Source organism: Janthinobacterium sp. HH106 (genome assembly GCF_001758725.1).
Taxonomy (GTDB): Bacteria; Pseudomonadota; Gammaproteobacteria; order Burkholderiales; family Burkholderiaceae_D; genus Janthinobacterium.
In genome coordinates, this window is sequence record NZ_LRIC01000066.1 from 1 (window position 1) to 14,269 (window position 14,269).

Annotated in this window: 10 protein-coding genes; 5 read left to right on the forward strand and 5 right to left on the reverse strand. The window is 59.6% G+C overall.

Translation table 11 applies throughout. The features are described 5' to 3' along the window. Positions 1 to 153: 153 nt before the first annotated feature. Positions 154 to 2,298, reverse strand: coding sequence for a S9 family peptidase (locus JAB8_RS24855; RefSeq protein ID WP_070291883.1), 2,145 nt, complete (start codon positions 2,296 to 2,298; stop codon positions 154 to 156). A 162-nt stretch (positions 2,299 to 2,460) separates the two neighbouring features. Here JAB8_RS24855 and dinB point away from each other — a divergent pair, with 162 nt between their 5' ends. Both dinB and JAB8_RS24865 read left to right on the forward strand, forming a co-directional pair. Next, positions 2,461 to 3,615 carry a DNA polymerase IV gene (gene dinB, locus JAB8_RS24860; protein ID WP_139143184.1) on the forward strand — a complete coding sequence of 385 codons (1,155 nt, stop codon included), beginning with the start codon at positions 2,461 to 2,463 and terminating at the stop codon, positions 3,613 to 3,615. Positions 3,616 to 3,732: 117 nt separating this feature from the next. Then, positions 3,733 to 4,629, forward strand: a complete 897-nt coding sequence (locus JAB8_RS24865; protein WP_070291887.1) for a recombination-associated protein RdgC — start codon at positions 3,733 to 3,735, stop codon at positions 4,627 to 4,629. Between the two features lie 135 nt (positions 4,630 to 4,764). Here the strand turns inward: JAB8_RS24865 and JAB8_RS24870 are convergent, their stop codons facing one another. The 3 genes from JAB8_RS24870 to JAB8_RS24880 form a co-directional block, all read right to left on the reverse strand. Next, positions 4,765 to 7,488, reverse strand: coding sequence for a TonB-dependent receptor (locus tag JAB8_RS24870; protein ID WP_070224810.1), 2,724 nt, complete (start codon positions 7,486 to 7,488; stop codon positions 4,765 to 4,767). Between the two features lie 476 nt (positions 7,489 to 7,964). Next, positions 7,965 to 8,642, reverse strand: coding sequence for a PEP-CTERM sorting domain-containing protein (locus JAB8_RS30060; RefSeq protein WP_070291889.1), 678 nt, complete (start codon positions 8,640 to 8,642; stop codon positions 7,965 to 7,967). A gap of 201 nt (positions 8,643 to 8,843) precedes the next feature. Next, entirely contained in the window at positions 8,844 to 9,329 is a 486-nt protein-coding gene (locus JAB8_RS24880) for an asparaginase domain-containing protein (RefSeq protein ID WP_034781194.1), read from the reverse strand. Between the two features lie 182 nt (positions 9,330 to 9,511). On the opposite strand from JAB8_RS24880, the gene JAB8_RS24885 reads away from it, so the two are divergent. Then, positions 9,512 to 10,285 (forward strand): L-asparaginase, encoded by a 774-nt coding sequence (locus JAB8_RS24885; RefSeq protein ID WP_070291891.1) that lies wholly within the window; start codon positions 9,512 to 9,514, stop codon positions 10,283 to 10,285. Here JAB8_RS24885 and JAB8_RS24890 read toward each other — a convergent pair. Continuing rightward, positions 10,273 to 11,286 (reverse strand): D-2-hydroxyacid dehydrogenase family protein, encoded by a 1,014-nt coding sequence (locus JAB8_RS24890; protein WP_070291893.1) that lies wholly within the window; start codon positions 11,284 to 11,286, stop codon positions 10,273 to 10,275. The genes JAB8_RS24885 and JAB8_RS24890 overlap by 13 nt on opposite strands. 357 nt (positions 11,287 to 11,643) lie before the next feature. On the opposite strand from JAB8_RS24890, the gene JAB8_RS24895 reads away from it, so the two are divergent. Both JAB8_RS24895 and JAB8_RS24900 read left to right on the forward strand, forming a co-directional pair. After that, a complete protein-coding gene (locus JAB8_RS24895) occupies positions 11,644 to 13,515 on the forward strand; it encodes a phosphoenolpyruvate carboxykinase (GTP) (RefSeq protein ID WP_070291896.1) in 1,872 nt (623 codons plus the stop codon). A gap of 149 nt (positions 13,516 to 13,664) precedes the next feature. After that, on the forward strand, positions 13,665 to 14,231 hold the full coding sequence (locus JAB8_RS24900) for a hypothetical protein (protein ID WP_139143177.1): 567 nt from the start codon (positions 13,665 to 13,667) through the stop codon (positions 14,229 to 14,231). The last annotated feature ends 38 nt before the right edge of the window (positions 14,232 to 14,269 follow it).

Genomic DNA, 14,269 nt, shown 5'->3' on the forward strand with positions numbered 1-14,269 from the left:
ACTCCCGACCTACGCCTTGTAAGGGCGCCGCTCTACCAACTGAGCTAAGCACCCGTTGCTTGTCTCAGAAAACCATCCCGACGTTTGTCACCACGTCTGGAAGAGGCGCTATTATAGGATGGCTAAAATCCTTCTGCAAGCGCTTTTTTCACATTATTGCGTGATGTTCCACTGCGACAGCATCCAGGCCATGTTGAAGGCGTTTTCGGCAATCGCGTTGTAGCGGCCCGACGCGCCGCCGTGGCCGGCGCCCATATTCGTTTTCAGCAGCAATGGATTGCCGTCCGTTTTATACGCGCGCAGCTTGGCCACGTATTTTGCCGGTTCCCAGTACATGACCTGGCTGTCGTTCAGGCCCGTCGTCACCAGCATGGCGGGATAATTCTTGCGCGCGATGTTGTCGTAGGGCGAGTAGCTGAGCATGTAGTCGTAGGCCGCCTTCTGGTTCGGGTCGCCCCATTCCAGGTATTCGCCCGTCGTCAGGGGCAGGCTGGCGTCCATCATGGTGTTCATCACGTCGACGAATGGTACGGCCGCGTGCACGGCGTGGAACAGCTCGGGACGCATGTTGACGACGGCGCCCATCAGCAAGCCGCCGGCGCTGCCGCCCTGGATGATCAGGCGGTTCGGGCTCGTCCATTTTTCGCGCACCAGGTAGTCGGCGCTGTCGATGAAGTCATGGAAGGTGTTTTTCTTCTTCATCAGCATGCCGTCTTCATGCCACGCTTCGCCCATGTCGGTGCCGCCGCGGATATGCGCTTGCGCATAGATGACACCGCGTTCCAGCAGGCTGATGCGGCTGATGGCAAAACTGGCTTCCGTCGAGATGCCATACGAGCCATACGAATACAGCAGCAGCGGCGCGGAACCGTCGAGCTTGACGCCCTTCTTGTAGACGACCCACAGCGGCACTTGCACGCCATCGCGCGCTGTCACCCACAGACGCTGCGTCGTGTAGCGGCTGCCGTCAAAGCCGCCGACGATTTCCTGCTGCTTCAGCACCGTGCGCTGGCCATCCTTCATGCCGACATCGATGATGGTGGGCGGCGTGACGGGCGACTGGTACGACATGCGAAATTGCGTGGCCGAAAACTCGGGTGTGCCGACGGACGTGGCCAGGTAGACGGGGTCGTCGAACTGCACGGTTTTCCAGTTCTTTTGCGCAAAATCAAGGATGCGCGCGCGGTTCAGGGCGCGCGCCTTTTCCATCACCACCAGATAGCCCTGGAAGACGTCGATGGACTGGATCACGGCATCCTTGTTGTGCGGCACGACGGGTTTCCAGTGTTTCGGCTGCGGGGTGCTCAATGGCGCGCTGACGACGCGGAAATTCTTCGCATCCTTGTTGGTCAGGATGTACAGCTGGCCGTCGCGGTGTTCGACGACGTAGCGGTGGCCTTTTTCGCGTTTCAGTACGCTCTGGAAACTGCCTTGCGGCTGGCTCGTTGGCAACAGCAGCACTTCGCTCGTATCCGTGCTGCGCGCCGTGAGCACAAAGTAGCGCTGGTCGCGCGTGCGGCTCACGCCGATGGCGAATTGCTCTACCGGCTCGTGATAGACCTGCTGCGGCATGCCGCCCAAGGCCAGGCGGAACAAGCGGTCAGCGCGCTTGGTGGTGGCGTCTTCCTGCGTCAGCATCAGGGTGGCGTTGTCGGCCGCCCAGGCCAGGGATGTGACGCGCGGCATGCTGTCGCCCAGCAACTTGCCTGTCTTCAAATCCTTGACATGCAGCGCGTACTGGCGGAAACCCGTCGTGTCGGTGGTGTAGGCCAGCAATTGTTCGTTCGGGCTGATGGCAAACGCGCGCACGGCAAAAAATTTGTGGCCTTCGGCCAGTTGATTCTGATCCAGCAAGATTTCTTCAAGCGCCTGCGCATCGTAGGCGCCGCTGGTGCCGACGGGGCGGCGGCAGTGAATCGGATACTGCTTGCCCGCTTCCGTGCGCGTGTAATAGTAGAAATTGCCCTGGCGCGCAGGCACGGACAGGTCCACTTCCTGCATGCGTCCCTTGATTTCCGCAGTCAGCTTGTCGGCCAGCGGCTGGATCGGGGCCGTGACGGCCGCCGTATAGGCGTTTTCCGCATTCAGGTAGTCGATCACGGCAGGATCGGTCTTCTTTTGCAGCCAGCGGTAGTCGTCCGTAACCACGGTGCCGTGGCGCGTTTCCTGCCAGGCCGTCTTGGCGGCGACCGGCGCGGTGGCGGCGGCATCGGCGGCCAGCGCGGATGCCGCCAGCGTGGACAGCAGGATGGATGAGCAGACGGCCAGGCGGCGCAAAGCTTGATGTGCTGTAGACAAGGCAACTCCTTTTATAGTCGTGTCAGGATTGTAATCTTGCTATTGAGGAAAGCAACTGCGGAGCGCGTGCGTTTCAACTTGCATCCATGGGCATTTCCAGCGATACTGTATATAACTACAGTATCCCGTCGCGAGGTGTCCTTGACCACATCTGCCCCTACATTGCCTGAACCGCGCCGCTGGATAGCCCATCTGGACATGGATGCCTTTTTCGCCTCCGTGGAACTGTTGAAATATCCGGAATTGCGCGGCGAAGCCGTCGTCATCGGCGGCGGCCGGCTGCAGCAACCCCTGTTGCAGGAAGACGGCACGCGGAAATTCGCGCGCATGCGCGATTACGTGGGGCGCGGCGTCGTCACCACGTCGACCTATGCGGCGCGCAAGTTTGGCGTGTTTTCCGCCATGGGCATCATGAAGGCGGCGAAACTGGCGCCCGACAGCATCCTGCTGCCGGCCGATTTCGAGGCTTACCGCGAGTATTCGGCCCGCTTCAAGCAGGCCGTGGCCCAGCTGTGCCCCATCATCCAGAACGTGGGCATCGATGAAATCTATGTCGACCTGACCGAATACGGCGAGCAGGCACCGGCCATGGCGGCGCGCCTGAAGGCGGCCGTGTTCGAGGCGACGGGCCTGTCGTGCTCGATCGGCCTGGCGCCGAACAAATTGCTGGCAAAAATCTGTTCCGACCTGGAAAAACCCGACGGGCTCACCATTTTGTCGCCCGAGGATGTGGAAACGCGCGTGTGGCCCTTGCCGGCGAAAAAGATCAATGGCATCGGCCCGAAAGCCACGGCCAAGCTGGAAGCGCTGGGCATTATCACCATCGGCGAGCTGGCGCGGGCCGACATGGCCATGCTGCGCACGCAGTTCGGCGACCTGTACACGGGCTGGCTGCGCCAGGCGGCGCTGGGCATCGACGAGCGGCCCGTGCAGACGAGCCGGGAAACCAAGTCCGTCAGCCGCGAAACGACGTTCGAGCGCGACTTGCAGGTGGTGCGCGACCGCGCCACGCTGTCGGAAAAGCTGGAAAGCCTGTGCACGCGCGTGGCGGGCGACCTCGACAAGCAGTCGCTGGCGGGGCGCACGGTGGGCATCAAGCTGCGCTTCGAGGATTTCAGCACGGTCACGCGCGACATCACCCTGCCCAGTGCCACGGCGGACGCCGCCGCCATCCTGCGCGCCAGCCGCGACTGCTTGCGGCGCGTGCCATTTGACAAGAAAATCCGCCTGCTGGGCGTGCGCATCTCGACCTTGTCCGATCCGGCCGTCGTGACGCGGCAGGCGCCAGCCCAGGCGGAGCTGTTTCCCGCCCTGTAGCGGCATTCCCCATACATCAACAACCCGCGCCAGTCCGCGTTTTTGACGGCATTCCCGTGTCGAAAGTGTAGAATGGCGTTCCCCTGGCACTACTGAAACAAACGGAAGACAAAAACTATGTGGTTCAAGAATCTTCAGATTTACCGCCTGCCCGCACCGTGGGCTTACACGCCAGAACAACTGGAAGAGGCCTTGTCCTCGAACAAATTTACGCCGGCGACCAGCATGGATCTGATGCGCCAGGGCTGGGATACGCCACGCCCGAACGGCGGCCTGGTCCACGTGGTCAACAAGCAGATGCTGATCTTGCTGGGCACGGAAAAGAAACTGCTGCCGGCCACCGTCATCAACCAGGTGGCCAAGGCCCGTGCCGCCGAGATGGAAGAAGCGCAAGGCTTTGCGCCTGGTAAAAAGGCCATGAAGGAATTGAAGGAACGCGTGGCCGACGAGCTGCTGCCGCGCGCCTTCAGCATCCGCAGCAATGTCTGGACGTGGATCGACCCCGTCAATGGCTGGCTGGTGGTCGATGCCGCCAGCCCGGCGAAAGCCGATGAAGTCATCAAGCTGCTGCTGAAAGCCGTCGATAAACTGCCGCTGGAAAGCCTGCGCGTGCAGCGCTCGCCCGTGGCGGTGATGACGGAGTGGCTGCAGGCGGACGACGCGCCGTCCGGCTTCACGGTCGACATGGATACGGAATTGCGCGCCACGGGCGAGAGCAAGGCCACCGTGCGCTACGTGCGCCACACCCTGGAAGCGGACGACGTGCGCCGCCACATCGCGGCCGGCAAGCAGTGCACGCGTCTGGCCATGACGTGGAACGACAAGATCTCGTTCGTGCTGACGGAGTCCTTGGCCATCAAGAGCGTCAAGCCGCTCGACGTGATCAAGGAAACGGAATCGAGCACGAAGAACGACGAAGAGCGTTTCGACGGCGACGTGATGCTGATGACGGGCGAGCTCTCCAAGCTGATGGCCGACGTGGTCGAAGCATTAGGCGGCGAAGCGACGGCGTAACAGCCGTCATGCTGGTACGAAAAGGAGCTGCGGCTCCTTTTTTTTTCGCTTGTGCAATTTGCCGGCGCATAAAAAAAGCGCCTTGCACGGTGAAGTGCAAGGCGCTTTTCAGACAAGCTAATTCAACACGTCAAATTAGAACTTGTAGTTGCCGGTGACGTAGAACGAACGCATCATCGGATCGGCGTAGCGTGGGTCGAAACCGATCTGGTGGCCCGACGAAGCGCGCAGCGACAGCGGAGGTGCACGGTCGAACAGGTTTTTGATGCCTGCGCGGATCGTGGTTTGCTTGTCAAAGGCGAAACGTGCTTGCCAGTCGAACGTCGTGTACGACGGTACTTGCAGGCGGAAGTTTTTCTCTTCTTTTTGGGTCGCCAGGTTGTACACGGTAGCGGGAGCATCGGTGTAGCCGTTACGGTAGTTGACCGTGACCGTGTTGCTCAGGCGGCCCGTGTCCAGGGTCGTCGTCAGCTTCATCAGGTTGCGGAACGTGACTTCGTTGGTGTCGCCGAAGAAGTTCATGTTGCTGGTGAACACATTGTCGCTACCGGCTTTGGTGTAGTTGGCGTGCAACATGTGCGTACCGCTCAATTGGGCGGTCAGCTTGCCGAAAGAAAACTTGTGGTTGGCGGACAGATCCCAGTCGATACCACGGTATTCCTTCTTGCCGATGTTGACCGACAGTTTCTTGAACGCGTAGTAAGCGATGCCGGTCGATGGTTCGATGTATTCACCGAAGCTCGATGCATACTTGACCGGATCGGCAAATGCTTGCTCTTCGGATACTTCCGACACGGCATTGCGCAATTTCACATCCCACAGGTCGGCGCCGAACGAGAATGCCGAGCTAGGCTCGACACGGAAGCCCAGGGTGAACTGCTTCGATTTTTCCGATTGCAGATCCGGGTTGCCTTGCGATACCGCGTTGTATTGCGTTGCTTCCGCGCGGCACAGTGCGTTACCTGGGTATGGGCAGTCAAATTTCTTGGCGGTAAAGCCGGCGTTGACCAGTGGCTGAGCGATGTCCAGCATGCTTGGCGCCTTGAAGCCCGTGCCGTAGGAACCGCGGATCAGCACGGTCTGTACCGGCTGCCAGCGTGCCGATACCTTGTAGGTATTGGCGCTGTCTTTTTTGCCGACAGTTTTGTTGTTCAGCTTGTCATCGATCGCCTTGACAGCATCGTAACGGCCGCCGACGGTCATTTCGAACGACTTGGTCAGCGGTGCCAGCAACTCGACGAAGGCGCCGTAGGTGTCGCGGCTCATGTCGTAGGCTGGCTTGGTGTTGAAGCTGTAGATGTCGTCGCCGGTGGCGCCTGGCGATTGCTCATACGTATAGGTGCGGTAGTCGCCACCGATACCGAGGCTGGCCTTGCCGCCTGGCAGGCTGAACAATTCACGCGAGCCGTGCGTGTCGATGCCGCGCATCGTGGTCGATGCGGTGCGCACGGAGCCGACGAATTGCGCGCCAGCGACCTGTGCTTGCACGGATGGCTTTTGTGTCGCAGCAAAAGGATTGAAGTCCGGATTGGCCAGGATATTCTTGAATTCCTGGCTCTTCTGGTAACCGCCCGTGTAGCGCTCGTCGATCGAGTTTTGCGACCAGGTCAGGCCGCTTTCGAAGTTCCACGCGCCCAGTTCGCCTTCCACACCGACGACCATGTGTTTGGTTTCGGTGATGGTGTTGCTGGCACGCAGGCCGAAGTCGGTGCTGCGGTAGTTGGCCGTCACGGATTTGACGTCGGCACGTTGCGCTGGCGTCAGGTAGGGCGACACATAGGTGTTGTACAGCGCGCTGTCCTTGGCGATTGCGATCGGGATCGGATTGGCGGCGATACGCGCCGTCAGGTCGTAGCGCGAGTAGGCCAGTTCGGCGAATGCATTCAGGTTGTCGTTCAGCTTGTACGTCGCTTTGGAAAACAGGCTGTCGCGTTTCGATTGCGGCACGATTTCCACGGTGGAACCCGTGTCGAAGCCGCAAGCGCGTGCATTGGCGGTGGTGACGTCGAAACCTTCAGGGCAATTGCCATTTTTAGCCAGGTAAGGCGAAAACGCGGTCGATGGCGCACCGCTCTTGTAGGCAACCGTGGCGCCTGCTGGCGAAGCCGATGTGCTGGTGCGGTCCCAGATGTAGTTATTGCCGTTGCGGCTGAACGGCACATACGAGGTAGCGGCGAACGTGCGGTCGGTGGCGCGCAGTTTCGATTGCTCGTCATGGCGGTACGACAACAGCACGTTGAAACGGTCTTCGTCCAGGTCGCCGAAACCGTAGGTGACGCTGGTGTTCCAGGCGTTGCCGCCCTTGTCTTCCGGACCGCCGTAGGTGGCTTCCAGGGTGGCGCCTTGCTGGTTTTTCTTCAGGATGAAGTTCAGTACGCCGGCGATGGCGTCCGAGCCGTACAGTGCCGAAGCGCCGTCGGTCAGGATTTCGACGCGTTCAACGGCGCTCATCGGAATGGCGTTCAGGTTGACCGTGGTGCCGGAACCTTGTGGCGCGATGCGGCGGCCGTTCAACAGCACCAGGGTGTAGGTTTCGCCGATACCGTGCAGCGAAGCACTGGTATTGCCGCCCGAGTCGGAACCGGCGGCGACGGCGCCGATGGTGAAGCCTTGCATCGCCGGCAGGGCCTGGATCAGGTCGGCAACCGAAGTGGCGCCCGATTTGGCGATCGCTTCTTGCGACAGGCGCTGTACAGGCAAGGCGCCTTCGACAGCGATACGCTTGATGCTCGAACCGGTAATTTCAACTTTTTGAATTGCTTCGTCCGCCATGGATTGGCCGGAGAACAAAACGCTGCCTGCCAGGACGGTCAGGGCCAGGCGTACGCTGCGTACGCCAATCTTTTCTTTAAATGCCATTGTAACAATTACTCCGTAGTAGTTTTAATAACGACAAGCAGTACACGAGCACCGTTCTGGTCATCGGGTAGATGCCCAGCGGTGCTCGTGTACGGTAGGCGGAACCACGTCGGTGGGAGGTGGAAGACTACTTAGCGCAATATTGTTATAAATGCACTTTTGACTTGTCGAGGCAAACATTATGTCGTCTCAGCAAGAAAAAATGCACCTCAACCGTGTCGGATTTGGCAATAAATTCGAGATACTGAAGAATATTTGATTTAAATGTTAAATATAGATTTTATATTTATAAATATCTGCGTTTTTAAAAATGATCAATGGCGTTTTTTTGCAACATAAAATTATTGTATTGGCAATTCGATGTTTTGCCAGCAATAATTAGATGAAAAATGTTGTATTGCAGAATTTATGCAAAGTAAAAAAATGTAAAAAAAGCCCGCTGAAAGCGGGCTTGTCGAGGTGCTGCAGAGTGGAAATCAGGCGCTGTGCTTGCCTGTTTTTCTGCGGCGTGCCATGAAGCCGACCAGGCCGAGACCGGCCAGCAGCATGGCGTATGTTTCCGGTTCAGGCACTGCGGCCACCGGTGAAGCGAAAGTACCGGTAAAGGTAGAGTAATTGCCATACTGGTTGCTGGCAGATTGTGCAGTAGCGGCGCCATAGCCGAAATAGGTGCTGATGCCGACCGTGTTGGCGCCGACGGCAACATTGCTCAGGGTAATGCTGAAGTTGGCGGTCGAGCCTGGCGTGTACACGGACTGCGTATATTGGCCCCACCAGGTGTAGGCCGCGTAGCCCGATGGCGCCACCAGGTTTTGCGAGCCGTCGCCGCCCAGATCGAGCTGGGCGCTGGCACCTTGCGACCAGAAGCCGGGGGCGCCGTTCAGTGGTGCAGGGGCGGTGGAACCGACCAGCGTGGCGGAGACAGGAACGAAAATCGTGAAACCGTCCAGGCCCGTCTGGCCGCCGATGCCCTGGTTATTGTTCAAGACGCTGTAATCGAAGGTCCACGTGTTCGCGCCTGCGGCCGTGGCCGATGCCGTTACCGTATATTCATTGGTGAGGCTGGTCGTCGCGTGGGCGGTGCCGCTCAGCGCAAACGCGGCGGCAATGGCGCCCAGTTGGAACAGTTGTACAGCCGATTTGCGCTTGGTCATGAGGAATTCCCGAAAAAGGGTTAGTCGATGAGCCAAATATAGCATTGAAGCATGAGAAATAATTGTAATTATGAACAAATATATTGCTTTTTTGCTTGCAATATTTCCACGCGGGAATTAATGTGGGTATTCCTTATCCTCGTAGAAATATTGCCATGCCATTTTGTTGTTGCGCTGCGACGTTGCCGCAGTGCAATTGCATCACAGCGGCTGGAACACCCCGGCGGCGCGGTTCTTTTGCACATTGTCCCATGCAAAAATCTGGCCATTCATGGCCACGTAGACGCCGGCTGGCAAGGTTTGCGCCACGCCGCACGCAAAGCCCAGGTTGAACAGGGCATCGGAGTTGTCGATTTCGTAGGGAATCATGGCGCCCGTCAAAATGACCGTTTGCTGCAGGTTCGCCGCGCCCAGCACTTGCGCCGTTTCGCGCATGGTGTCGGTGCCGTGGATGATGACGATGGCTTTTTCTTGTGCCGCGCGGCACGAGGCGAGCACGCGCTGGCGGTCCGCATCCTGCATGTCGAGCGAGTCCAGCAGTGGCAATTGCTCCAGCGCCACGGGCGCCGTCATGCGCGCGCGGGCAATCGCTGCCGGCAAATGACTGTCGGAAAAGCCCAGGGTACCGTTCAATTCGTTGTAGTGCTTGTCGAAAGTGCCGCCGGTGGCGAGTATGCGCAATGTCATGATGTGGTCACGATGTCAGTGGAGAATGACGCGCATGATATCGTGGATTGCCGCCCTTGCGTGAATGACGCTGCGGATGGGACGGCGTGCTTGCCGCCTGCGCTTGCGCCGCATCTGGAAAATTTGGCTATCTGTGAGTACACTGGTTTCTTTGTTTGCCAGCCCCCCCCCCCCGACTCCGTATGAAAGCGCTCGCTCCCGGCACCGTCATTTTTCACCGCCACCGCGGTTATGGGGTGATCACGTCCGTCAATTTGCTGACGGGCTGGATCGCCGCCCGTTTCGGCAGCGAAGCGCGGACCCTGGACCTGAACCTGTCGACCGACGACGTGCAGTTTGCCGATGGCGAAGCGATCCTGTTTCGCCGCGCGCCGCCTGACCGCATGCCGCATGCGCGCCTGATGGCCATGGTGCGCGCACTGCACCAGGCCGGCTATCAAAAACTGTATCTGTATTCCTGGCCCAAGCCATCCGGGCTGCACTGGCGCTGGCATTTGTTTACGGGGCCGCGCGACTGGATGCAGCGTCCCTGGCGCGAAGGCTGGTATGGCTCGGGCGCCGATTACAACGTCAATCCCGTGATGGGCTGGGGAGACTCTCCCGGCGCTTCCACTGGCGAGCTGATCGATGCCCTGGCCCGTTTTGATCCGCAAGGCCTGGCGCAGGCGCTGGGGCGCGACGACGACCATAGCGAGTGGTTTGGCCGCGTCTGCGATGCATTATTACCCCATTATATGTACAGCCTGGACATGCAGCGCGCGCCAGGCGAACCCTTGCAAGACATGCCGCCCGTGCCGGTCGTGGCCGTGCGCGCCGGCGTGGCGCCGTACAGTGGGCCTGATATTCCCTGGCCGCCCGGCTGGACCGGCCTGTGGCGCGGCCGGCACGTGCTGTCGGCGCCCGCCATCCGCATCTCGGGCGAGCCCGACCTGATCAAGGGCTTTCAGCGCTCCTGAGGGGCTTGGCGCGCATGCTGCAATGCTTCGGGATTGAGCAGGCGCGTGCATTGATTCTGCGTAAAATCGACGATGTTTTGCAAGGCGTAGCGGAAATACAGCTCATAGCTGTCACGCTCGACGTAGCCCAGGTGTGGCGTGGCCAGCACGTTCGGCAGCAGCAGTAGCGGCGAGCCTGGCGGCAGCGGCTCGTCCGTAAACACGTCGAGCGCGGCGGCGCCCGGATGCCCTTGTGGCAGTGCCGCTTCCAGCGCGCCATCGGCCACCAGCTCGGCGCGGCTCGTGTTGACGAACAGGGACGTCGGCTTCATGCGCGCCAGATCCTCGCTTGTGACCAGGCCGCGTGTCTTGTCGGACAGGCGCAGATGCAAGCTCAGCACGTCGGCCTGCTCGAAGAACGCCGCGCGCGAGACCGCCGCCGTATCACCGGCCGCCACGGCCGCTGCGCGGCTCGCTTCGCTGCCCCACACGAGGATGGTCATGCCGAAGGCGCGGCCATAGCCGGCGATCAATTGGCCGATCTTGCCGTAGCCCCAGATCGCCAGGATGCGCCCTTTCAATACCGTACCGAGCGTGTTGTGCTTTGGCTCCAGCGACGACGTCTGCCACAGTCCCTCCTGCAAATGTTGCGCGTACGGCACGATCTTGCGCTGCGCCGCCATGATCAGCGCCCACGTCAGTTCGGCCGGCGCCGTGGGCGAGCCGATGCCTTCCGCGATGGCGATGCCCAGCTCGGTGGCGGCCGCCACATCGATGTGTCCGCTGACCTTGCCCGTTTGCGAAATCAGTTTCAGGTTCGGCAGTTTCGACAGCAAGGCACGGTTGAAACTGCTGCGTTCGCGGATCAGCACCAGCGCGTCGAACGGCGCCAGGCGGATCGCCAGCTGGCCCAGGCCCCGCGCCGTATTGCTGAACACTTTGACCTCGTGGCCGTCGAGCAATTGGAAACAATCGAGGCCGCGCACGGCATCCTGGTAATCATCGAGTATGGCAATTTTCATGGTGGATGGCCGATTTTAGTAAGGATTTGGTAGGGAAATAACAGGATACGGGAAATGCTGAATAGCCTACTACATTAGTCAAGCTATTCTCCTACATTTTTGCGAGAATAGCCGTTACGCGGGTGTACAATCGCCGGCACTTTTGAAGCTTCGTGATTATAGTGATAGCGCAAACTGTTCCTGCAGCCCGGGAGCATGATCCAGGTAAATGCCGCTGGCGCGAACGCCGCGGCGGACACGACACCAGAGCCCTGCCCGCGTGAACACACCGCCCGCAGTGAGCCGCAGCCACCTCTCAACGATGCTGCCTGTCTTGCCGGAACGACCAGAATTTCTTTTATTGGTATTGGAGGTAATATGAATCAGCCCGTCATGGGTGGCGTCGCCGCACTCAACGTCCCAGCTTATATTAAACAACAGAAACTGATCAACTGGGTGGCCGACATTGCCGCGCTGACCAAGCCAGACCGCATCTACTGGTGCGATGGTTCGCAGGAAGAGTACGAGCGCCTGTGCGCCGAGATGGTTGCCAGCGGCACCATGAAAAAACTCAATGCCGACAAGCGCCCGAATTCCTACCTGGCCTGCTCCGATCCGAGCGACGTGGCCCGCGTCGAAGACCGCACGTATATTTGCTCGGCAACGAAAGAAGCGGCCGGCCCGACGAATAACTGGACCGAGCCTGGCGAAATGCGCCACACCCTGAACGGCCTGTTTGACGGCTGCATGCGCGGCCGCACCATGTACGTCGTGCCATTCTCGATGGGCCCGCTGGGTTCGCCGATCGCCCACATCGGCGTGGAACTGTCCGATTCGCCGTATGTCGCCGTCAACATGAAGATCATGACCCGCATGGGCCGTGCCGTGTACGACGTGCTGGGCACCGATGGCGAATTCGTGCCGTGCGTGCACAGCGTGGGCGCGCCGCTGGCGGCCGGCCAGGCCGACGTGAAATGGCCGTGCAACAGCACCAAGTACATCGTGCATTTCCCGGAAACGCGCGAAATCTGGTCCTTCGGTTCCGGCTACGGCGGCAACGCCTTGCTGGGCAAGAAATGTTTCGCCCTGCGCATCGCCTCGAACATGGGCTACCAGGAAGCGCAAGCATCGGACAACAACCCGGGCTGGCTGGCCGAACACATGCTGATCCTCGGCGTGGAATCACCGGAAGGCAAGAAGCATTATGTGGCGGCAGCGTTCCCGTCGGCTTGCGGCAAGACCAACTTCGCCATGCTGATCCCGCCGGCAAGTTTTAATGGCTGGAAAGTGACCACCATCGGCGACGATATCGCCTGGATCAAGCCGGGCGCCGATGGCCGTTTGTACGCCATCAACCCGGAAGCCGGCTACTTCGGCGTGGCACCGGGCACCAACGAAAAAACCAATTACAACTGCATGGCCTCCATGCGCGACAACACGATTTTCACCAACGTGGCGCTGACGGACGACGGCGACGTGTGGTGGGAAGGCTTGACCAAGGAAGCACCTAGCCACCTGATCGACTGGCAAGGCAAGGACTGGACGCCGGCGTCCGGCACCAAGGCCGCGCACCCGAACGCACGCTTCACGGTTGCGGCAACGCAAAATCCCGTGATCGACGCGGCCTGGGACGATCCGGCCGGCGTGCCGATCTCGGCCTTCATCTTCGGCGGCCGCCGCTCGACCACCGTGCCGCTCGTCACCGAAGCGCGCAACTGGGTCGAAGGCGTGTACATGGCCGCCACCATGGGTTCGGAAACGACGGCTGCCGCCGTGGGCCAGATGGGCGTCGTGCGCCGCGATCCGTTTGCCATGTTGCCGTTTATCGGCTATAACATGAGTGATTACTTCCAGCACTGGCTGGACATGGGCGTCAAGGTGGGCAAAGTCAACGCGTCGGCCCTGCCGAAGATCTACTGCGTCAACTGGTTCCGCACGGACGAGGCAGGCAAGTTCGTCTGGCCTGGCTTTGGCGACAACATGCGCGTGCTGAAATGGATGCTTGAGCGCATCGAAGGCAAGGCGGGCGGCGTGGAAAACCTGTTCGGCACGACACCGCAGTATGGCGATCTGAACTGGGATGGCTTGCCATTCACGCAACAACAATTCGACACCATCACCTCGATCGACAAGGCCGCGTGGGTGGAAGAATTGAAATTGCATACGGAATTGTTTGAAAAACTCGCGTATCATCTGCCGCAAGAATTGGCAGATCACAAGGCTGCGCTGGAAAAGCGTCTGGCTGAGTAAGCGTTTAGTAGTGGGGGAGAAACACGCCGGCAAAGACTGGCGTGCGATAAACGACACGCCGGCAATGACTGGGGTGCTATCAAAAGAGAAACGGCGCGGATTGCATGAGCAATCCGCGCCGTTTTTTATTGCCGGTATAATATTTCTATATGGAAATTATTGCTGTCATGCCTGCCCAAAAAATGAAAAACACGCTCATCATTATTAGTACCTTGGCTGCCTGCCTGCTCGGCAGCGGCGCTCATGCCGACCACCGCCAGGATTGTGAAAGTGCGGACTATGCCAAGCGATATGACGACACATTTGCTGCAGGCATGAAGAACAATGTCGAGCGCCTCAGGCAGCAGCAGGCCGGACATCAAAAAAAGCTGGACGGCATGGTGGCTGCCTTGAAACAACGCGGCGTGTGGTCGGACGACGACTCCGTGACGTTCTTTACGAATATCTGGGCGGATGAGAGCGGGAAGGCTGTGGAGGCTGGCCGGAAGAAGGCGACCGAGCGATGGAAGATTCAAGTGCTGACGGTACAGTCCTGGGATGCCACCATGAGCGACCACCCAGCGCAGAAGACGCGCGGCATGTGTTTGCTTGCTCCCCGTGTACTTGATGAGGCCATTGTCTTTTATGATGCGCTGGAAAAGGTCTGGAGCTATATGGAAATGAAAGTTGCGGAAGTAGCCAAGGACAAAAACGTGACCCTGCCGGCATTGCCGTAGACTCGGGAATAAAAAACGGCGCGGATTGCATGAGCAAT